The sequence below is a fragment of the Gilliamella sp. App4-10 genome (genome assembly GCF_001690495.1).
In the GTDB taxonomy this organism is placed as follows: domain Bacteria; phylum Pseudomonadota; class Gammaproteobacteria; order Enterobacterales; family Orbaceae; genus Gilliamella; species Gilliamella apicola_G.
On record NZ_LZGS01000001.1, the window covers coordinates 1 to 20641 of the forward strand.

Consider the following 20641-nt stretch of genomic DNA (forward strand, 5'->3'; position numbering starts at 1 on the left):
GACAGTTCGGTCCCTATCTGCCATGGGCGTAGGAAAATTGAGAGGGTTTGCTTCTAGTACGAGAGGACCGAAGTGAACGCACCGCTGGTGTTCGGGTTGTGATGCCAATTGCATTGCCCGGTAGCTACGTGCGGAATAGATAAGTGCTGAAAGCATCTAAGTACGAAACTAGCCTCGAGATGAGTTTTCCCTGAAGAGATTCAGTAAGGTCCGTTTGAGACTAAGACGTAGATAGGTCAGGTGTGTAAGTGTAGTGATACATTGAGCTAACTGATACTAATGAACCGAGAGTCTTAACCTTACAACTCGGAGTTGTTTTGGGGTTACGCGAGAGTTTTTAATATTCTAGGTTGACTGAGGTTGATTAAAGAATGATAAAGCAGTTTGTTCTGGATTGAGATATTGATGGTGAAGAGGTATAATATTTTATTATAGCATCATTGATGTAGAAGAAGAGAAGACAGGATATGTCTGGCGGTAATAGCGCGGTGGTCCCACCTGACCCCATGCCGAACTCAGAAGTGAAACGCCGTAGTGCCGATGGTAGTGTGGGTATTACCCATGTGAGAGTAGGGTGCCGCCAGACTTTTAAATATTTAAATACATACCAAATTCGGTGGAGCGGTAGTTCAGTTGGTTAGAATACCTGCCTGTCACGCAGGGGGTCGCGGGTTCGAGCCCCGTCCGTTCCGCCACCTTATTTAGGGGCGTAGTTCAATTGGTAGAGCACCGGTCTCCAAAACCGGGTGTTGGGAGTTCGAGACTCTCCGCCCCTGCCAAAAAAATGATAATTTGTTCTAATTTTAGTCATTTAGTCTTTTTCATCCATATAAATAAAAGAATTTTGTTTACAGATTAGCTTAGTTAATTATAATTCCCGCCAAAATACTTTTACAATCTAGAGGATAGAATATGGCTGAGAGTTTTGTAAGTCAACAACGTTTTTTTGATACTAAGAATTATCCAAGAGGTTTTTCCCGTCATGGGGATTTTACTATCAAGGAAGCTTTGATTTTAGAAAAGCATGGTTGTGCTTTTAAAGATCTTGATGCAGAAACCAGAAAACCTTCTACAGCAGAAGAAAAATCATTTGTAGCCGTTTGCAAAGGTAAAAAAGAACCAACTACTGATTTTGAAAAAACGTGGCTGAAATATCTTTCTCGTATAAATAAACCAAAACGATTTCATACATTATCCGGCGGAAAACCACAAGTTGATGTGACTGATGATTTTGTAGATAATGATGACTAATTTTTTTAACTGTAGTAGTTCAAAATTAATCTGATATGCAATAATTATTCATCGGATTTCATTTTAGCCAAATGAGCTTCCGATGAATATAATAAATTATCCAATTGCTTCTCCTGACAAGCTTTTTTGCCGCCATCCAAGTTTGTCACGGTGTTTTTTACATAACAGTACTTACCTGAAAGTGTACTTTCCTTATTATAAAATTTAAGCAATTGCTCAGTTTTCTCTAAATTGATATCAAGCCTATAAGCATGAACTGCTTTTCGACCATTTATTAGTATATTTTATCAATCCTTTTGATATGCTTCAAAGAATAAGTGTCTTGTGCATCTAAGTAACTAAGATGTTGGCTTTCTATCTTACGGTAAGCTTTACGGGATGATTTGATTTTTACGATTAATTTCTTGAAGTGCCAGCTGTCTGCCTTACTTATAAAGTTTTTTTAAATGATAATAACTATCACCGCTATAGCCCATTACCTTACAGGTTTGTTAAATGTTACCCAACTGTTTAACAAGTTCTCAAAGTCCTCATTTAGGTTTAATGATTTTTGCTGTTTGATTCATTTCTGACTCTCCTTTTTGTGTTATAAAATAACCCAAACGTCAGATTAAATAAAAACTATTACAATTTAACCAATGTTTTTATGTAATTGAATTAATAATCGATCCATAGAACGATAACTTAATGCTTCTGAAATGTGTATTCTTTCTATGTTTTCTGATAAGTGTAAATCAGCGATTGTGCGCGATACTTTTAATATCCGATGCCATGCTCTAGCAGAGAGTCCTAATTTAATCAATGCCTGTTCTAAATATTCATTATTTTCATTTGATAATTGACAGTAATTTTGAATTTCATTTGTACTTAACTGACTATTTAATTTCTTACTTCTCTTAAACTGAATATTTCTTGCTTGTAAAACTCGCTTTTTTACCGTTTCTGTCGATTCTGATGAAGTAGTTTTTTGGCTTAGTGTACCTTTTGGTAATAAAGGAACTTCAATAGAAATATCAAATCTATCAAGAAATGGTCCTGAAAGCCGATTTAAATAACGTATAGTTTGTTGTGGAGTCGTCCTATTATGTGTTCCTTGGTAATGTCCTGTTGGACTTGGGTTCATTGCGGCTATTAACTGAAACTTAGCAGGAAACTTTATTTTTGCATTTGCCCTTGAAATGATGATTTCACCAGATTCAATGGGTTCTCTCAAAGCATCTAATACCTTTCGATTAAATTCAGGTAATTCATCTAAAAATAATACTCCATTATGTGCTAGTGAAATTTCTCCTGGTTTGGGAATCGTGCCTCCTCCAACTAGTGCTGCGATTGATGCGCTATGGTGAGGTGATCTAAAGGGTCTCTTACGCCAGTTCTTAATTGATCCATTTGAACTAACAAGGCTAGTTATTGCTGCACTTTCAAGTGCTTCATCATCAGATAATTGGGGTAATAAAGATGTTAAACGAGTCGCTAACATCGTCTTACCCGTTCCAGGCGGTCCAATTAATAATAAATTGTGGCCTCCTGCTGCCGCAATTTCTAAAGCTCTTTTGGCGTGTTCCTGCCCAATTATATCTTGTAGATTAGCTAAGTTATTATCAATATCTTGATATTCACGATATTGAACTGTTGGTAAATCAATTTCTTTATATAAATATTGACATAACTCTAGTAGATTTTTAGTGATTAATGTATTGTTTTGGTGAATCAAAGAAATTTCAGATTGGTTTTCTACTGAAATAATTAAGGTGCGATTTTTCTTTTTAGAAGAAATAGCTGCTGGGATTGCTCCTTTGACAGCTCTAATATTTCCTGAGAGCGCTAACTCACCCAAAAACTCATAATGTAATAAATTATCTGTCGGAATTTGTTCGGTAGCGGCAAGAATAGCGATAGCTATTGGTAAATCAAAGCGGCTTCCTTCTTTTGGTAGATCTGCTGGAGATAAGTTAACCGTTATTTTTTTAGCTGGAAAGTTAAAACCACTATTAATAATAGCACTTCTAACTCGATCTTTAGCTTCTTTAACAGTTGCTTCAGGTAGACCTACTAAAACAAAGCCTGGCAATCCATTGCTAATATGAACTTCAACGTTTATTAAGGGGGCTTGTATTCCAATAGATGCTCGAGTATAAATAATTGCAAGTGACATAGTTTTTAATTATCAACATGTTGAATTGTATCATTATGATATTTGAGAATATTGATCCAACCATTAAAGCTTTTTTATTAATGGATATGCCACACAATAAATGAGCCGATTTTGCAATAATTTCAATTTTTTTTATTTAGAGTTAGTTTTGAAATAAATAATGATATAAAAAATAAACAAGTATTACTTAATACTATTGATGGGCCTGTTGGCGTGTCGTAAATAAATGACAACATCAGCCCAGAACTGACTGATAACATACCAATTATTATTGCAATTAACGCCATTGCTTCGGGAGTCTTTGAATAATATTTGGCTGTTGCGGCTGGAATGATCAGCAAAGAGGTAATAATTAGTGCCCCAACAAATTTCATTGATAGGCCTATTGTTAATGCTAAAAGTAAAGTCAAAAGTAATTTTGTCATTTGTACATTAATACTGTGGCTAAAAGCTAACTCTTCACTCACAGTAATAAATAAAATGTCATTCCATCGCCAAAGCAATAAAGCGCCAATAAATGCTACACAAATAGTAATTTGATAAAGATCTGAATAAGTTACCGATAAAAGATCGCCAAATAAGTATCCCATCAGGTCGATACGAATATTATCCATACAACTAATTACTACTAAACCAAGCGATAAGGCACTATGAGCTAAAATACCAAGTAAAGTATCAATTGGAAGTTGTTTTTGAGCTTCTAACCAAAGTAATCCTAAAGCTAGTAAAAGGGTCACAAAAATGATTGCATAAAATAAATTGATATTGAGTAAAAAGCCTAATGCAATACCAAGTAAAGCTGCATGGGATAGAGTATCGCCAAAATAGGACATTTTACGCCAAACAACAAAAGCACCTAAAGGGCCAGTTATGCTGGTTAAGCATAATCCTGCTAATAAAGATGGTAATAGTAACTCAATCATTATTTTTCTCTCCATAACTAGGCAAAAAATTGTCTTATTTTACTCAATATTGTGTTTGCACCAATCATGTTGGTGATTATGATGATGTTTATAAACGGCGATTTGTGATGCTCCGTGTCGACCAAAGAGAGAAATAAACTCAGGATCATTAGACACAACAGCTGGTGTACCAGAGCAACAAATATGATGATTTAAACAGATTACTTCATCGGTTTTTGCCATGACTAAATGAAGATCATGCGAAACCATTAATATGCCACAATTAAAGTGTTTTTTTGCATTAGCAATTAAATCATATAATAGTACCTGACCATTGACATCCACTCCTTGAGTTGGTTCATCAAGAATCAATAATTGAGGCTTCTTTGCTAAGGCTTGAGCTAGTAAAACACGCTGTAATTCTCCTCCGGATAATTGATGCATCGATGTGTTGATCAAATATTCAGCTTTTACCATGGATAATATGTTAACAATATCCTCGTTATTTAAGTGCTTATTTAAGCGCATAAAACGTTTCACAGTAATAGGAAGAGTTGAATTTAAGTTGATTGATTGCGGCACATAGCCAATTGTTAAATTAGCTGAATGCTTGATTATTCCTGAAGTATGTGGAACTAAACCTAAAATGACTTTTACTAGAGTCGATTTACCTGCACCATTAGGTCCAATTAATGTAATAATTTGATTAAGATGTATTACTAACGAAACGTCATATAATATTTTTTTGTGGTCAATTTCTACCGATACATTATCAAGCGAAATGAGTGGTTTCATCTTGTTAAGAGCTCTTGCCTATAAATATGTTATGTTATATTATAACAATAAATAATTCTATTCCACCATATTTTATAAATATAGGATAATGATGTGAAAAAATATATTGTACGAAAGAGTAGACAATTAGCCTATTTTTTAATGATACTTGGTTCATTAGTGTTTATACAAAGTATCGCTAATTACGCTAATGCGAAAGTTATTTCGTCTGTAAAACCCATTGGGTTTATTACTGAAGCCATTGCTTCAGGAGTGACTGATACTGATATTTTACTTCCTGATGGTGCATCTCCCCACACCTATTATTTAAAACCATCTGATTTGACTAAACTTAAATCAGCAGAACTTGTGATTTGGGTTGGTGAAGATATGGAAGCTTTTATGCCAACAATTTTAAAGAATATTAATTCGAACAAGCAAATTGAATTAATGGCAATACCAGAGATTAAATTGTTGCTTCGAACTAGTCATGATGAGCATAAGGATGAAGATTTACATTTTCATGATGCCGCTGAGCAAGATCACCATGGTGAATATGATGAGCATATTTGGCTTTCATCTAAAATTGCTAAGATTATTGCTCAATCAATCCATGATAGGCTTATTATCCTGTATCCCGATAAAAGTGCATTAATTGACGAAAATCTAGACGAATTCAACATTAAGCTTGCAGAAACAGAACAAAACATTGCAAAAAAACTAATTACCGTACAAAATAGAGGGTATTTTGTGTTTCATGACGCTTATGGGTATTTTGAAGCGCAGTTTGGATTAAAAAAGCTAGGCAGTTTTACTATAAATCCAGCAGTTCAGCCTGGCGCTCAAAAAGTTTATGCTATTCAACAGCAGCTCAAAGAACACCAAGCAGTATGTGTATTTCGTGAGCCACAGTTTAGCCCTGCAGTTATTGAAAAATTAGTGAATGGAACAGATGTTCGAATTGGAGAATTGAATCCATTAGGAACGAGTATAGCTCTTTCAAAAGATGCATATTCACAATTTTTATCAAATTTAACACAGCAACTGTTGGATTGTTTAGATAAAAATTAGTTTTAGTAATAAATAGTAAGGTTAATTTTGGCAAGGAAAAAAAAATCCCCTGTTATTGAAAAAAATAATTTTAAAATTCCCTATTTTTCAATATTGGGAGTTCTTTTTATTGTTATTTTATTTACCGCTTTGTGGTTTCCACTCAATTTGGAACGAACGCTGTATGTTCCATTAACGCCTCAAGTTGAAACTACTGTAAATGATAATGCTCATTCTTCTGTTGTTGGTGATGGAATAGTTGAGATAGTAAATGGGAAATCTGCTACTGTTACTGAATCATCTGATGTTCCTGAAGATGAGATTGTTAAAGATGAATTAGATGACATCGTTGATGATAAAGATAACACTGTACAATATACTATTGTGCGCGGTGATACTCTGCATGATATTTTAATTCGCTATAATGTTAATCGAAATGATATCTATCAATTAACGACAAAATTTAAGCAACTAGCAAATTTAAGGATAGGTCAACAAATTAGTTGGACGACTGATGATAATCATAATTTGCTAACTTTTAGTTGGGCAATATCAAGTAATAATATTCGAATCTATGAAAAATCGGGCGATAATTTTGTAGAAAGTTCCGAAACAATTGAAGTTGTGCCACAAGATATTGTTATAAAAGGTGACATAAAAACTAGTTTTGTTGCTGATGCTCGCAAAAGTGGGTTAACCAGTAATGAAATTGGAATTATTACTCGCGCTTTACAGTGGCGTTTAGATTTTCGTCGATTACAAGTTGGTGATAAATTTTCAGTCATTTTAACACGAGAAATGCATGGTAAAAGTTTATCTAATAGTCAGTTGTTAGGTGTTCGTATTAAAAATGGAACCAAAGATTATTATGCTATTTTAGCTGATGATGGTAAATATTATGATATTAATGGTAGCAGCTTATCGCAAAGTTTTTTTCGTTACCCTTTAGCTAAGCAAGCCAGGGTTTCGTCAGGTTTCAATCCACGCCGTTTACATCCCGTTACCGGTGTTGTCACGCCTCATAATGGTGTTGATTTTGCGGTATCGCGTGGCACGCCTGTATTATCCGTTGGTAATGGTGAAGTAGTCATTGCTAAGTATAGTGGTTCAGCTGGTAACTATATTGCTATTCGGCATGGTCGGCAGTATATGACAACTTATATGCATTTGGATAAAATTTTAGTCAAACCAGGTCAGCAAATTAAGCAAGGCGATAAAATTGGACTATCAGGAAACACAGGTCGTTCCACAGGCCCGCATTTGCACTTTGAATTACATATTAATAATAAACCTGTTAATCCATTAACGGCAAGCTTACCTATTTCGGAAGGACTAACAGGTAAGTCGAAAAAGGCGTTCTTGTCAAAAGTTAAAAGTATTAGCTCACAGCTAAATTTTTAAATTTATATATTTATTTTATATTTAAACATCCCATTACCTGAAATTTTTTTACAAAAAGAAGGGCAAGGTATCCTTAAAAAATTATGTTATCATAAGCTAATTATTATTGAATAATAAATGTTAGGTGCAGTTTGAACACATCAACTAAAACAACAAAAAAGCGATCTGCTAAAAAGTCTAAAAAAAATAAAAAGACTACACTTTGGCGAAGATTTTTAACATTATTATTTAAGTTATTTCTCGTTTTTGCTTCAGTAGCTATTATTTATGGTGTCTATCTCGATCAACAAATCAAAGAGCGGATTGATGGTAATGTGTGGGAGTTGCCGGCTGCAGTTTATGGTCAAATTATTGATCTTGAGCCTGATAGTGAATATAGTTTAAATGATGTGGTTACAATTTTAGTTGGTGCTCAATATCGTCAGCAAGATACTAAAGCGACTCGCCCAGGTGAGTTTATTGTAAGTAATGATGCGGTTGAAGTTTACCGTCGACCTTTTACTTTTCCTGATGGTGAGGAGCAAGCGTTTAGAGTTAGAATCACTTTCTATGAAAATCGTATTGATCGTATCACAAATCTAGAAACAGGACGTGATTTTGGATTGCTTAAAATTGATCCTAAATTAATTACTATGATGCATTCTCCAAATGGCGAGCAACGGTTATTTGTTCCATTAAAGGAGTTTCCTGATTCTTTGTTACAAACATTAGTTGCAACGGAAGATAAACGTTTTTATGATCATCATGGTGTAAGTCTATATTCTATAGGTCGTGCTATTTTTGTTAATTTAACAACAGGCCGTACCGAAGGTGGTAGTACATTAACTCAGCAAACCGTCAAAAATCTTTTTTTAACTAATGAGCGTAGTTTAAACCGTAAAATACGCGAAGCTTATATGGCACTGATTTTGGATGGCCGTTATAGTAAAGCGCGTATTTTAGAACTTTATTTAAACGAAGTTTATTTTGGACAAGCGGGTAGTGAGGAGATTCATGGCTTCCCATTAGCAAGTCTTTACTATTTTGGTCGTCCAGTTAATGAGCTTACATTGGATCAGCAAGCAGTACTAGTTGGTATGGTAAAAGGTGCTTCGTTATATAATCCTTGGACACAACCTCAACAAGTTATCGAACGTCGTAATGTGGTTTTAAAACTTGCTGAGCAGCAAGGTATTATTGATGATGAGTTGTATACTTTATTAAGTCAGCGCCCACTATCTGTTTTACCCAAAGGTGGTGTGATTTCGCCACAACCAGCATTTATGCAAGTTGTGCGTAGTGAGCTTCGGAAACAATTAGGTGATAAAGCAGATCATTTGTCTGGTATGAAGATTTTTACCACCTTTGATCCTGTGGCTCAATCCGCTGCAGAGCAAGCGGTCACTAACGAAATTGAGAAACTGCGTACATTAACCAATAAAGAATTACAAACAGCAATGGTGATTGTGAGTCGTGAGACTGGGGAAATTCGCTCAATTATTGGTAGCGCAGAACCTCGTTATCCGGGTTATAACCGTGCTTGGTTAACTCAGCGAGCAATAGGTTCATTAGCTAAACCGTCAACTTATCTAACCGCACTTGGACAACCCGATCATTACCAACTTAATACTTGGCTTAACGATAATCCTTTATCGATTAAGCTTGATGGTGGGGGGTATTGGGAACCGAAAAATTATGATCGTAAATTCCGCGGTCGTGTTATGTTGGTTGATGCCCTAGCGCTTTCACTCAATGTACCGACTGTTAATTTAGGTATGGCATTGGGGCTTGATGCAACAAAGAATACTTTACAAGCGTTGGGCGTACCAGCAGAGCGTATACCTAATTTACCATCAAGGTTACTTGGTGCTTTAGAATTAACACCGTTAGAAACAGCACAGATGTTTCAAACGATAGCTAATAATGGTCAACGTTCTCCACTTTCTATTTTAAGATATGTATTGACGGATAAAGGTGAGCTTGTTTATCAAAGCTATCCACAACAGCTTCAGGCAGTATCTCAACAATCGGCTTATTTAACGACTTATGCTATGCAACAAGTGGTTAATTCGGGGACATCTCGTTCATTAAAAGCTAAATATGGTTCGTTTAATTTAGCGGCTAAGACAGGAACAAGTAATGATTCTCGTGATAGCTGGTTTACAGGGATTGACGGTAAAAATGTTGCTGTTATTTGGATTGGTTTAGATGATCATTCCCCAATGAAATTGACAGGGGCAACTGGCGCCTTAAAAATTTATAGTGCATATTTACAAAATAACCTACCAAAGAAATTAGTACCGCCACAACCTCAAAATATTTTTATGGTACCTATTGATAGTGATGGACAGTGGCAATGTAATGGAAGTGGCATTCGCTCTTTACCGGTATGGACGATTAATCCTCAGAGCTTATGTACTAGCAATAACCAGTCAGTTCCTGCTCAGCAAGCGCCAACTTGGGTTACAGACCTATTAAATAACTAGGGGGAAAATATGCCTGAATTACCAGAAGTTGAAACAAGTCGCCGAGGCATCTTACCGTATTTAAAGGGACAAACTATAGATAAAATTATTATTCGACAATCTAAATTACGCTGGCCAGTGGATAGGGCTATAAGTAATGCTCATGGACAAGTTATTTTAGATATAAAACGGCGTGCAAAATATTTATTATTACAGCTATCTAACAATTGGATTGTGATTCATCTGGGAATGTCAGGCAGTTTACGTATTTTACAAAACTGCCAAAAAGCAGAAAAGCACGATCATATCGATTTAATTTTAGAAAATGGCGTCATATTACGTTATACCGATCCTAGGCGTTTTGGATCTTGGCTTTGGGCAAATTCATTAGGCGAAATATCTCAATTACAACATTTGGGACCAGAGCCTTTAAGTAATGAATTTACGGTGGAATATCTATTCGAAAAAGCCCGAAATCGTCAAGTACCCATTAAAAGCTGGATTATGGATAATCATATTGTGGTTGGAGTCGGTAATATTTACGCTTCTGAATCGTTATTTATGGCTAAAATTAATCCTAATCGCAAAGTCAACACTTTACAATTTAATGAATTTGAAAGATTGGTTGCTTCCATTAAACAAGTTCTTACCAAATCAATTGAACAAGGCGGAACAACACTAAAGGATTTTCTTCAGTCTGATGGCAAACCTGGATATTTTGCACAGGAGTTACTCGTTTATGGACGGGATGGCAAGCCATGCCTAATTTGTGGTACAGAAATAAAATCACAAAAAATAGGACAGCGTAATACTTTTTATTGTGAGAATTGCCAAAAATAATGGCATCTTTTTAACCAAAATTCTCATTTCCTTATGGTTGAGATCACAATTATAAACTTTTTGATATATCCGCTCTTTTTCATGTATAAAAATATCTTTTCAAACTCTTTAAACCTTATTTAAATAGGATTAGTATAGACAACCATAATTAAAATAATTATTTTTATTGCTACTTTGTTTAGTTTATGAAGTAAAACCATTAATCTTACAGAAATTTTTTATTTTAAAGGCTATGGAATTGTTATCCTATATTGTTTATCTTTTTGGCTGTAATTTTGTTGATGTTTGTAAAATTTAATATATGGAGTTAATTATCGGCAGTATATTAATTTTCAAAGGAGTTTATTTTGTGTTTTTTATGGGTTTATGTTTAATTTAATTCAATATCTCTTGTTTTTATTAAGGAATTTAAGATGATCAAATTTGCTTATCGCTTTTTGACAACTTGTTTTATTTTATTTTTTACCACGATGGCGAATTCTGAAGTCAGAATTATTATTACTGATGGTGTGAGCTCTGCTAAACCAATAGCTATTGCCCCTTTTAAATGGACTGGCGGTGGAGAGTCTCCACAAATCATTGAAGATATTATTGCTTCTGATTTGCGTAATAGTGGGAAGTTCAATCCAGTTGAAATTAATCAAATGCCTCAAAAACCAACAACTGCTTCAGAGGTTACCCCTACGGTATGGAATAATCTTGGTGTTTCAGCTGTTGTTGTTGGCTCGATTCAACCCGATGCTTCGGGGAAATATCTTATAACTTATCAATTAGTGGATACGGTTAATCGTCCTGGCACAGTTCTGGCACAAAACCAATTTTCTATTGAGAAACGCTGGGTTCGTTATGCGGCGCATACAGCTAGTGATGAAATCTTTGAAACACTAACTGGTATTAAGGGAGCATTTAGAACACGAATTGCTTATGTTGTTAAAACAACTAAGGGACCTTTTTCACATGAATTAAGAGTATCGGATTATGACGGTTATGATCAAATGACTGTTCATCGCTCTAAAGAACCATTAATGTCTCCTACTTGGTCACCAGATGGCAAAAAATTAGCCTATGTAACTTTTGAAGGAGGCCATTCTGCATTGGTGTTAAAAACTTTGGATAGTGGCGCCGTTCAAACCATTGCATCTTTTCCTCAACATAATGGCGCTCCAGCATTTTCTCCAGATGGTAGTAAATTAGCTTTTGCTTTATCTAAAGGAGGAAGTTTAAATTTATATATGATGGATTTAAGTAGCAAAAAAATCACGCAAATCACTTCTAGTCGTAGCAATGATACAGAACCATCTTGGATGCCAGATAATCAAACTATTGTCTACACTTCTGACCAAGCCGGACGTCCTCAATTATATAGTATCAATATCAATAGTGGTGCATCTCAAAGAATAACTTGGGATAATACGCAGAATCAGAATGCTCGAGTGTCTCCTGATGGCTCCTTTATTGCTATGATATCAACCAATAATGGTGAGCAACATGTTACTCGCTATGATATGGACACAAAAACTTATCAACGTTTAACCGATACTTTTTTAGATGAAACGCCAAGCATTGCGCCAAACGGTACTATGATTATTTATAGTTCATCTCAAGGGTTAGGTACAATTTTGAATATTGTTTCTACCGATGGCAATTTTAAAGCAAGGTTGCCGGCAACTGATGGGCAAGTAAAATTCCCAGCATGGTCGCCATATTTATAAGAAAAGATTGAAATTTATGCAACATTGTAATTATTAAAATTGTGTAAAGCATAAGGTCGTTATAATATATACTTCTAATCTTTCGGTGCGGTAACGGGTGTTACTTTGAGGATGGTTAGATATATAGGTTATAATTTATTAAAAAAGGAGTTAATACAATGCAATTTTCTAAATTTCTTAAAGTAGCCGTGGTTGCTTTACCATTAATCGCTGTAACTGCATGTTCATCTAATAGTAGCAGCAATGCTGGTGGTAATTTTAACGGTTCTTTATCAAAAGAAGCTTTAGAGCAACTTCAAAAATTACAACAAATCAACACGGTATATTTTGATTTTGATAAATATAATGTTAAATCTGAGTATGCAACATTATTAAATGCGCATGCTGTATTTATTCGTACAAATAATGTAAAAGTTGTTATTGAAGGTCATGCCGATGAACGAGGTACTCCAGAATATAATATTGCATTAGGCGAGCGTCGTGCAGCTGCTGTTAAATCATATCTACAAGGTAATGGAGCTTCTGCAAGCCAAATGGAAATTGTTTCTTATGGTAAGGAAAAACCAGCAGTGTTAGGTCATGATGAAGAAGCTTATGCTAAAAACCGTCGTGCTGTAGTAACCTATGCTGGTTATTAATAGCGTCTTATAACGGCTGATTATTCAGCCGTTATGTTTTTTAAGTTCACATCGAGTTTAATAATATGCATAAAAAAACACTCACATTGTTCTTATTTTTATTATTCACTGGTTATGGCTGTGCCGCAAGTAGTTCTGACGTAGAGCGAACGATTCAAGCTCAAGGGCAATTATTGATAGAAAACCAACAAAAAATTAGCGATTTACAAGCCGATGTAGATACCCTTCGTGGTCAGTTAGAAGAAACGAAATACCAACTTAATCAAATAATTGAACGCCAAAAAATGATTTTTCAGCAAATGAATAATGGTTCTGGATTTTCATCAAATACCCGTTTTGATTCACAACAAGATAGTTCCGTCCAACCTGTTGACACTATTCCATCAACATCTCCATCAAATTTGTCTGGATGGAGAACTTCAGGTGATGATAAAGCCGATTATAATTTTATAATTCAGTTTGTTAATGATGGCAAACAAAATAGTGAGACGATTGCTGCATTCCAAAAGTATTTACAAACTTATCCAAAATCTAAGTACCGAGCTAATGTTAATTATTGGCTTGGACAACTTTCATATAAACAAAGCAAAAGAGACGATGCTTCATTTTATTATGCAACCGTAGTAAAGGATTTTCCATCTTCTCCGAAAGCTGCTGATAGCCTTTATAAAGTAGGATTAATTTTACTTGATAAAGGGGAGACTAAAAAAGCTAAAACTGTTTTCCAACAAGTGGTAAATAAATACCCCAAAGATAAAAATGTAGTTGATCGTGCCAATAAAAAATTAGCATCACTAAAGTAAAATGTACAAATAACCAGCTATTGGGTGAAAATAGCAATAAAAGGGTTGCGTAGTATTATAATTATAAGTATTATACCAACCCGAAATCGCTTGTAGCTTTAAGCATTAAAGGTAAAGTGGTTTTTGTCAAATGGGTCGTTAGCTCAGTCGGTAGAGCAGCGGACTTTTAATCCGTTGGTCGAGCGTTCGAATCGCTCACGACCCACCATTTATCTCATCAATCTTCAATTACTTCATTTTTAGTTAACACTATTTCAATGTTTGAACCTTGAACAGAATAAATCCCTAAATTTATTAGTATGCTTAAAAGGGAGAAAAAGGGAGATATCCCCCTTTTTTATATTATTTAGCTTTGGCGGCTAATTCGATAATTTTCATCGTTACCTCAAAAGATTTAAGAAATGATGATAATGGTAAAAACTCAAAGCACGAATGAAAGTTATGTGCACCAGTAAAGTAATTTGGTGTTGTAAGACCTCTAGCAGAAAGTGCTGAGCCATCCGTTCCCCCCCGCATAGCGATCGTATTTGGCTGAATATTGAGTTGCTCAAATGATTGATAAATCAAATCAATACAGCGACGGTCATTACCCAAATAGTTAGCTATATTGCTATAAGTATCGGTAATTTTACACTCAATTTTAGCCCTTGGATATTTTCGGCTAATAAAGCCCACCACTTCTTGGATATAAGCTTTACGTGCTTCATATTTAGCTAAATCAAAGTCACGAATACTCATTTTTAATGTTGTGGTACTTTGATTACCAACAATATCATTAAACCAAAAATAACCTTCTTTACCTGCGGTATGTTCAGGTGTTTCGAAACTATCAAAACAGTTAATAATATCATTAGCTACACGGATAGGGTTGATTAAAACATTTTTTGCTGACATTGGATGCGCAGATACACCAGTAATTTCAATAGTTGCAGAGCCAGCATTGAAAGTTTCATAAACAACTTCACCTAGTTCACAACAATCGATTGTATAAGCAAAATCAGGTTTGAAGCGATTTAAATCAAGTTTCTTAGCACCCTTTAAGCCTACTTCTTCATCAGGTACAAATGCCACATAAATATCGCCATGTGTAAGGTTTTGTTGTTGTAATTGATCTAACATTGTCATCACAACGGCAATGGCGGCTTTATTATCAGCACCAAGTACACTTGTTCCATCAGTGACAATCAATTCATCATTAAGATACTTATTCAATTCAGGATGTTCATCAACTTTAAACCAGATATTTTTATCTTTATTTAACAGGATATCTTGACCGGTAAAGGTCACTCTCTGTGGGTTGATTTTATCTGATAAGGCAACATCGACCGTATCAAGATGGGCAACATAACCAATTTTGGGTGCATTTGGATTATTGCCTAGTAGTTTAGCCGTTACAATACTATGCTCATCAAGGTGAACATCTTGTAAATTAAGCTTGATCAACTCTTGTTTGAGTAATTTGGCTAATTCTGTTTGTCCTGGGGTTGAGGGTACATGCGCACATCCAAGAGCACTTTGACTTGGAACGTTGACATAACGTAAAAAACGCTCAACTAATTGTTCGGTAATATTATTCATCTTAGGTTGACTCCTTATGGCAACTAATTATTTACGGGTGGATAGGCATAACCACTGTCAAAACCAATGGGTAGACCTAAGAACCAAAAGAGCAATAAGTTTACCGTTAATGCAATAAGTAGCGCGGCGGTATAAGGAATCATCATCGAACTTAATGTGCCTACTCCGGTGTTTTTGCAGTATTGCTGGCAATAAGCAATAATCAAAGGATAAAAAGCAAACATAGGTGTACTAACATTAACTGCCGAGCTGATACGATAAGCCGCTTGCGTTAGTTCTGGTGAGATGCCAACTGACATAAGCATTGGTACAAAAATCGGTGCTAATATGGCCCATTTTGACGATGCAGAAGTAATTAACACATTTAACATGCTTGTTAGAATTATCACGCCAAAGATTGTGACCACTGAAGGTAGATGCAACGCTTTTAAAAACTCAGCACCGCTAATCGCAATTAATGTTCCAATTTGTGAATGAGAAAAGACATATAAAAATTGCGCACAAAAGAACGCAAAAACAATAAATGGAATAAGAGATTTTGTGATGTTCTCCATCGCTTTTACAATATCGCGCGACGATTTAAATGCTCCGGTTATAAAACCGTGTATTAAACCTGGAATGGCGAAAAATATAAACAATAGTGGCACAATAATTTGCATAATTGGTGCTTTATTACTTGTCATACTTCCATCAGGAGCACGTAATAAAGAGTTTTCTGGTAATAATAATAAAACCAAACCAATAGCAATCACTAAAAAGACAATTGAAGCGACTTTAAATGCTCGATTTTCAACTGGCGTGATCGCTGGCGAATTGGCAATATTATCTAACTTTAAATCATTATTTAAAGGCATGGTTGCATTTAAACGAGGTTCAACGATTTTATCGGTAACAAACCAGCAAGCTAATAATACAAAAAAGGTACCGCCAAAGCTCAAGAAGTAGTTACAAAGGACATTAACTTGATAAGAGGGGTCGATAATTTGTGCGGCACTTTGGGTAAAGCCTTGCATAATTGGATCGATAATTGACGGTGTATAACTTGAGCTAAAACCACCAGCTAAGCCTGCAAATGAAGCTGCAATACCCGCCAGTGGATGACGCCCGATTGCATAAAACATCATTGCTGATACAGGCATTAAAATCACATAAGCCGAATCAGCAGCAATATGGCAAACCATACTGACAAAAATAACTGATGGTGTCACTAATTTTTTAGGGGTAATAGCCAATAATTTTTTAAGTAGCACATGGATATAACCACTACTTTCAGCAATACCAATACCTAATGTTGCCACAATTGTAATGCCAAGTGGTGGGAACGAGACAAAATTAGGCACCATCTTGGTAAAAAAAGTGACCAAATGATCGGGAGCCAGCATATTGACAACAACAAGTTTATTTTGCGTAACAGGATTAATGTAATTAAAGTTTACAAAAGAGAGTAATAAAGAAGCTACAAAACAGATAATTAAGGCATAAAAAAACAGTGTTGTTACATCGGGAATTTTGTTGCCAATTCGTTCAATAGTATTTAGAAAGCCACCCGTTCTTATCGGCGACGGATTAGTTGTTTGATTCATGATAAAATTAGTGTAAATATTATTCGGAATGATAATTTAACACAGATTTATTATGCTGGTAAATAACACAAATCGCTATATTTTTATACTTAAACACGCTTTTATCTGAAGCTTTTTTACACTACAATTCTTGTAGATAAGTTTATCTTTAAACTAACGTTAATACGCATGTAGCTAAGTATTGTACTCATTGATCTTTAATATCGTTTAAACGGTATTAGGGTTAATTTGCGAGCTATTATTCACTTTTGTTACATTTTTTTGTTAATTGTAAGTACGATCATAAAATTACATATTGACTACTTGGTTTTAATAATAGAATGTAGTTTTTGAGTAAAATAATAAACATCAGAGTTTAATATATTAATTAACATATTCCCATTTATTAAGGCTACCTATAATATGCCCTCATTTTGGTGAAAATTCATTATTAGCTCTAAATGGTGGTTAGATACCTAAGTTTATCAAGGTAATACAACGCATTACTTTTGCAAAAAATAGGGTTAAATTTATCAGCTATAAGTTTGATTTGTAAAAAGCTAAGTTTATTGAAAAAAGCATGGTGATTTAAAGTAATAGTTTGTAGACTATGTTCAATTATCGGTTTTAGGCTGTATACTTTGTATATAAATTGAATATGAATCTTTTAAAATCTTTAGCCACAGTTAGTTCAATGACGATGGTCTCTCGCGTATTAGGTTTTGTACGTGATGCCATTATTGCACGTTTTTTTGGTGCTGGTATGGCGACCGATGCTTTTTTTGTTGCCTTTAAACTTCCTAATTTACTGCGTCGTATTTTTGCAGAGGGGGCTTTTTCACAAGCCTTTGTGCCTATTTTAGCTGAATATAAAAATCAGCAAGGTATTGAAGCAACGCGTACTTTTGTTGCTTATATTGCAGGATTATTAACGCTAGTATTAGCTATTGTTACCTTAATTGGTGTTGTCACAGCACCTTTTATTATTATGCTAACAGCACCAGGATTTATGCAAGAGTCAACTGAAAAATTTGAACTTGCAACGACCATGTTGCGTATAACCTTTCCTTATATCTTTTTTATATCACTGGCTTCACTTGTTGGCGCTATACTCAACACATGGAATCGTTTCTCGGTTCCCGCTTTTGTGCCAACACTACTCAATGTGAGTATGATTATATTCACGTTATTTTTAACACCTTACTTTAACCCTCCCGTATTAGCACTTGCCGTGTCGGTTGGAGTTGGCGGAATTTTGCAATTACTCTATCAGCTACCTTATTTAAAAAAGATTGGCATGCTAGTATTGCCCCGTATTAGTTTTAAAGATAGCGGTGTTTGGCGCGTTTTAAAACAGATGGCGCCGGCAATTTTAGGCGTATCTGTTGGGCAAATATCATTAATTATTAATACGATTTTTGCATCATTTCTCGTTTCTGGCTCGGTTTCGTGGATGTATTATGCGGATCGATTAATGGAATTCCCTGCCGGTGTACTTGGTGTGGCATTAGGTACCATATTATTGCCATCGTTAGCCAAGAGCTTTGCTAAAGGCGATCATAATCAATATTCGGAGCTGTTAGATTGGGGCCTACGCCTCTGTTTTTTATTAGCTTTACCTAGCACGATTGCATTAGGTGTTATTTCTCTACCGCTTATATCAACTTTATTTGAATATGGTCAATTTACCTTACATGATACATTGATGACACAGCGAGCCTTAGTGGCTTATTCTATTGGTCTACTTGGATTGATTTTAATTAAAGTGTTAGCACCCGCATTTTATTCGCGTCAGGACATTAAAACTCCCGTCAAAATTGCAATTGTCACGTTAATTTTAACACAGCTAATGAATCTCGTTTTTATTGGGCCATTACAGCATGCAGGCCTTTCACTATCCATTGGTTTAGCCGCTTGCTTTAATGCTGGATTATTGTATTGGCAACTGCGTAAAAAACAACTTTATCAACCCCAACCTGGTTGGTATCACTTTTTAATTAAAGTCATTATTGCGGTAATATTAATGTCCACAGTGTTATGGTTTGGTTCGCAGCTATTACCTGACTGGTCAACCGGTTCAATGTTGGTTCGTATGGGGCGATTATTTTTATTGGTTATTGTAGGGATTTTTGTCTATTTTGCCTCATTGATTGCAATGGGACTTAAGATAAAACATTTTATTAAAAGAGTTGACTAACAATGAGCATCGAATAAAAATGATTTTAAATTTTGTCAAAAAGTTTCAGAAAACAGTATGTTTAAATATAAAATTGATAGAAAATTAAAATGAATAAGGTGTCTTTCTTTCATTGGCAATTAACCGATTAGTAAATTAATGGACTTGTTAAATGTCTAGTGAATTCTCATTTAGTTTTTTATCTGTGATGATTTTTTTCTTATTTAGAGTTATTTATTGATAAGCTACATTTTATCCCTTTGAGATAATTCCTTTTTCTATTGTGAGAAGAATATTTGTTATATTATTTTGATTGCCAATAATTCAAGTGGTAATTATTAAATAATTATTAATAAGAATTTATTAAGCAAAAAATGGCAGATTTGAGAGGTAAAATGCAAAAATTATCTTTTTTTAAACTCCCTTTGATTTTTATAGCCTTGTTTGCTATTTCAAGCGTATTACTCTCAATTATAAGATTTGTTGTTCCTCTTTTTGATGAGCTTAATGATTTATTGGAGTTTATTTTTAATCAATATATTTTACATCAATTATTGAATTTAATTCCTCTATGTTTGCTGTTTTTTGTCGTTTCATCTATTGTTTTTTATCGAATGAATATTCATATCATCACACTGAAAAATCTCGGATTATTAATAATTGAGATAGTCCTTATTCATATCGTGAGTTTTTTATTAGAACAATGTCAAATAGTGTATCAGATCCTATTTGTCAATATTATTTACCTTGATTCATGGTTTTATCTAATAATAATTATTTCCAGCTTGTTATCTTGTGGTTTGTATAGTTTATTGATTTATTATTATATTAAAATATTTAGTGACTGGTTTGATAAAGAAAAATACCCTTTTGAACTTACTCCCAAAAATAGCCCTAAAATTCATTTTATATTGTTTTTAGCATTTTTCTTTTTTCTTTTCATTACCCTTTCTTCATTTTTGTTAGACATGCTACTCCAACAATTTCAGCACGACACCTCATGTTGGATAAATGTATTTTTACTATTAGTGAGTTACGTGATCAATTTTTTAATGATTGTGTTGTTAACGAAAGATTTTTTTAAACGAACCTTTGTTGTCTTGCAATCAGATAGAATTATTAAAAGTGCAATTGTAACTAATATTTTGATATTAACTACGGGTATTATATTTTTATTAGTAATATATAACATAGCTTATTTTATTAGTCGGATAAATAGCCTAGGCCTTTATGTATTAATTTTGTTACCACTTGCGATATGGTTGTGGTCATCTATTTTATCTTGTATGATTGTTCGATGTATAACTAAATATTACTTTGCTATGCCGTCAAAAGGCCAAATAGGCTTTAATTGA

At 34.5% G+C, this 20641-nt stretch carries 15 protein-coding genes, 3 tRNA genes, 2 rRNA genes and 1 pseudogene; 15 read left to right on the plus strand and 6 right to left on the minus strand.

Annotated elements, in window-relative coordinates:
• The 5 genes from A9G23_RS00005 to A9G23_RS00025 form a co-directional block, all read left to right on the plus strand.
• Nucleotides 1–301, plus strand: a 23S ribosomal RNA gene (locus tag A9G23_RS00005); the annotation flags it as partial.
• Between the two features lie 169 nt (nt 302–470).
• Nucleotides 471–586 (plus strand): 5S ribosomal RNA (rrf, locus tag A9G23_RS00010).
• Nucleotides 587–618: 32 nt separating this feature from the next.
• A tRNA-Asp gene (locus A9G23_RS00015) sits at nt 619–695 on the plus strand.
• Nucleotides 696–703: 8 nt separating this feature from the next.
• A tRNA-Trp gene (locus tag A9G23_RS00020) sits at nt 704–779 on the plus strand.
• 133 nt (nt 780–912) lie between these two features.
• Nucleotides 913–1251: a DUF413 domain-containing protein gene (locus A9G23_RS00025; protein WP_065585671.1), complete on the plus strand. Its 339-nt coding sequence runs from the start codon at nt 913–915 to the stop codon at nt 1249–1251.
• Nucleotides 1252–1679: 428 nt separating this feature from the next.
• Here the strand turns inward: A9G23_RS00025 and A9G23_RS11690 are convergent.
• The 4 genes and pseudogenes from A9G23_RS11690 to znuC all read right to left on the minus strand — a co-directional run.
• Nucleotides 1680–1817, minus strand: a pseudogene (locus tag A9G23_RS11690) (IS481 family transposase); the annotation flags it as partial.
• A gap of 65 nt (nt 1818–1882) precedes the next feature.
• Nucleotides 1883–3406: a YifB family Mg chelatase-like AAA ATPase gene (locus tag A9G23_RS00030; protein WP_065585672.1), complete on the minus strand. Its 1524-nt coding sequence runs from the start codon at nt 3404–3406 to the stop codon at nt 1883–1885.
• 122 nt (nt 3407–3528) lie between these two features.
• Nucleotides 3529–4329, minus strand: a complete 801-nt coding sequence (gene znuB / locus A9G23_RS00035; protein WP_065585673.1) for a zinc ABC transporter permease subunit ZnuB — start codon at nt 4327–4329, stop codon at nt 3529–3531.
• 39 nt (nt 4330–4368) lie between these two features.
• The gene (znuC, locus tag A9G23_RS00040; protein ID WP_065585674.1) at nt 4369–5103 is read right to left on the minus strand and encodes a zinc ABC transporter ATP-binding protein ZnuC; all 735 of its coding nucleotides are present in this window, start codon (nt 5101–5103) and stop codon (nt 4369–4371) included.
• 141 nt (nt 5104–5244) lie between these two features.
• On the opposite strand from znuC, the gene znuA reads away from it, so the two are divergent.
• The 8 genes from znuA (at nt 5245) to A9G23_RS00080 (ending at nt 14178) form a co-directional block, all read left to right on the plus strand.
• Nucleotides 5245–6153, plus strand: coding sequence for a zinc ABC transporter substrate-binding protein ZnuA (gene znuA / locus A9G23_RS00045; RefSeq protein ID WP_141669969.1), 909 nt, complete (start codon nt 5245–5247; stop codon nt 6151–6153).
• A 27-nt stretch (nt 6154–6180) separates the two neighbouring features.
• A complete protein-coding gene (mepM, locus tag A9G23_RS00050) occupies nt 6181–7533 on the plus strand; it encodes a murein DD-endopeptidase MepM (protein WP_065585675.1) in 1353 nt (450 codons plus the stop codon).
• A 131-nt stretch (nt 7534–7664) separates the two neighbouring features.
• Nucleotides 7665–9998, plus strand: a complete 2334-nt coding sequence (mrcB, locus tag A9G23_RS00055) for a bifunctional glycosyl transferase/transpeptidase (RefSeq protein WP_065585676.1) — start codon at nt 7665–7667, stop codon at nt 9996–9998.
• A 9-nt stretch (nt 9999–10007) separates the two neighbouring features.
• Complete coding sequence (gene mutM, locus A9G23_RS00060; protein WP_065585677.1) at nt 10008–10817, plus strand: bifunctional DNA-formamidopyrimidine glycosylase/DNA-(apurinic or apyrimidinic site) lyase; 810 nt, start codon at nt 10008–10010, stop codon at nt 10815–10817.
• Nucleotides 10818–11233: 416 nt separating this feature from the next.
• Nucleotides 11234–12529 carry a Tol-Pal system beta propeller repeat protein TolB gene (gene tolB / locus A9G23_RS00065; protein WP_065585767.1) on the plus strand — a complete coding sequence of 432 codons (1296 nt, stop codon included), beginning with the start codon at nt 11234–11236 and terminating at the stop codon, nt 12527–12529.
• 158 nt (nt 12530–12687) lie between these two features.
• On the plus strand, nt 12688–13167 hold the full coding sequence (pal, locus tag A9G23_RS00070) for a peptidoglycan-associated lipoprotein Pal (RefSeq protein WP_065585678.1): 480 nt from the start codon (nt 12688–12690) through the stop codon (nt 13165–13167).
• 65 nt (nt 13168–13232) lie between these two features.
• Complete coding sequence (gene ybgF / locus A9G23_RS00075) at nt 13233–13970, plus strand: tol-pal system protein YbgF (RefSeq protein WP_065585679.1); 738 nt, start codon at nt 13233–13235, stop codon at nt 13968–13970.
• A 132-nt stretch (nt 13971–14102) separates the two neighbouring features.
• Nucleotides 14103–14178: transfer RNA gene (locus tag A9G23_RS00080), tRNA-Lys, on the plus strand.
• Nucleotides 14179–14312: 134 nt separating this feature from the next.
• Here A9G23_RS00080 and pepT read toward each other — a convergent pair.
• The gene (gene pepT, locus A9G23_RS00085; RefSeq protein ID WP_065585680.1) at nt 14313–15548 is read right to left on the minus strand and encodes a peptidase T; all 1236 of its coding nucleotides are present in this window, start codon (nt 15546–15548) and stop codon (nt 14313–14315) included.
• A 23-nt stretch (nt 15549–15571) separates the two neighbouring features.
• Nucleotides 15572–17131 (minus strand): AbgT family transporter, encoded by a 1560-nt coding sequence (locus tag A9G23_RS00090; protein WP_065585681.1) that lies wholly within the window; start codon nt 17129–17131, stop codon nt 15572–15574.
• A 637-nt stretch (nt 17132–17768) separates the two neighbouring features.
• Here A9G23_RS00090 and murJ point away from each other — a divergent pair.
• Both murJ and A9G23_RS00100 read left to right on the plus strand, forming a co-directional pair.
• Entirely contained in the window at nt 17769–19307 is a 1539-nt protein-coding gene (gene murJ, locus A9G23_RS00095) for a murein biosynthesis integral membrane protein MurJ (protein WP_065585682.1), read from the plus strand.
• A 353-nt stretch (nt 19308–19660) separates the two neighbouring features.
• Nucleotides 19661–20641: a hypothetical protein gene (locus A9G23_RS00100; protein WP_065585683.1), complete on the plus strand. Its 981-nt coding sequence runs from the start codon at nt 19661–19663 to the stop codon at nt 20639–20641.

Excerpts from the sequence above, each read along its gene's own strand:
- znuA (WP_141669969.1), top strand. The coding sequence starts at position 5,245 with ATGATACTTGGTTCATTAGTGTTTATACAAAGTATCGCTAATTACGCT.
- ybgF (WP_065585679.1), top strand. The coding sequence starts at position 13,233 with ATGCATAAAAAAACACTCACATTGTTCTTATTTTTATTATTCACTGGT.
- mutM (WP_065585677.1), top strand. The coding sequence starts at position 10,008 with ATGCCTGAATTACCAGAAGTTGAAACAAGTCGCCGAGGCATCTTACCG.
- A9G23_RS00100 (WP_065585683.1), top strand. The coding sequence starts at position 19,661 with ATGGCAGATTTGAGAGGTAAAATGCAAAAATTATCTTTTTTTAAACTC.
- A9G23_RS00090 (WP_065585681.1), bottom strand. The coding sequence starts at position 17,131 with ATGAATCAAACAACTAATCCGTCGCCGATAAGAACGGGTGGCTTTCTA.
- pal (WP_065585678.1), top strand. The coding sequence starts at position 12,688 with ATGCAATTTTCTAAATTTCTTAAAGTAGCCGTGGTTGCTTTACCATTA.
- murJ (WP_065585682.1), top strand. The coding sequence starts at position 17,769 with ATGAATCTTTTAAAATCTTTAGCCACAGTTAGTTCAATGACGATGGTC.
- znuC (WP_065585674.1), bottom strand. The coding sequence starts at position 5,103 with ATGAAACCACTCATTTCGCTTGATAATGTATCGGTAGAAATTGACCAC.
- A9G23_RS00025 (WP_065585671.1), top strand. The coding sequence starts at position 913 with ATGGCTGAGAGTTTTGTAAGTCAACAACGTTTTTTTGATACTAAGAAT.
- znuB (WP_065585673.1), bottom strand. The coding sequence starts at position 4,329 with ATGATTGAGTTACTATTACCATCTTTATTAGCAGGATTATGCTTAACC.
- A9G23_RS00030 (WP_065585672.1), bottom strand. The coding sequence starts at position 3,406 with ATGTCACTTGCAATTATTTATACTCGAGCATCTATTGGAATACAAGCC.
- pepT (WP_065585680.1), bottom strand. The coding sequence starts at position 15,548 with ATGAATAATATTACCGAACAATTAGTTGAGCGTTTTTTACGTTATGTC.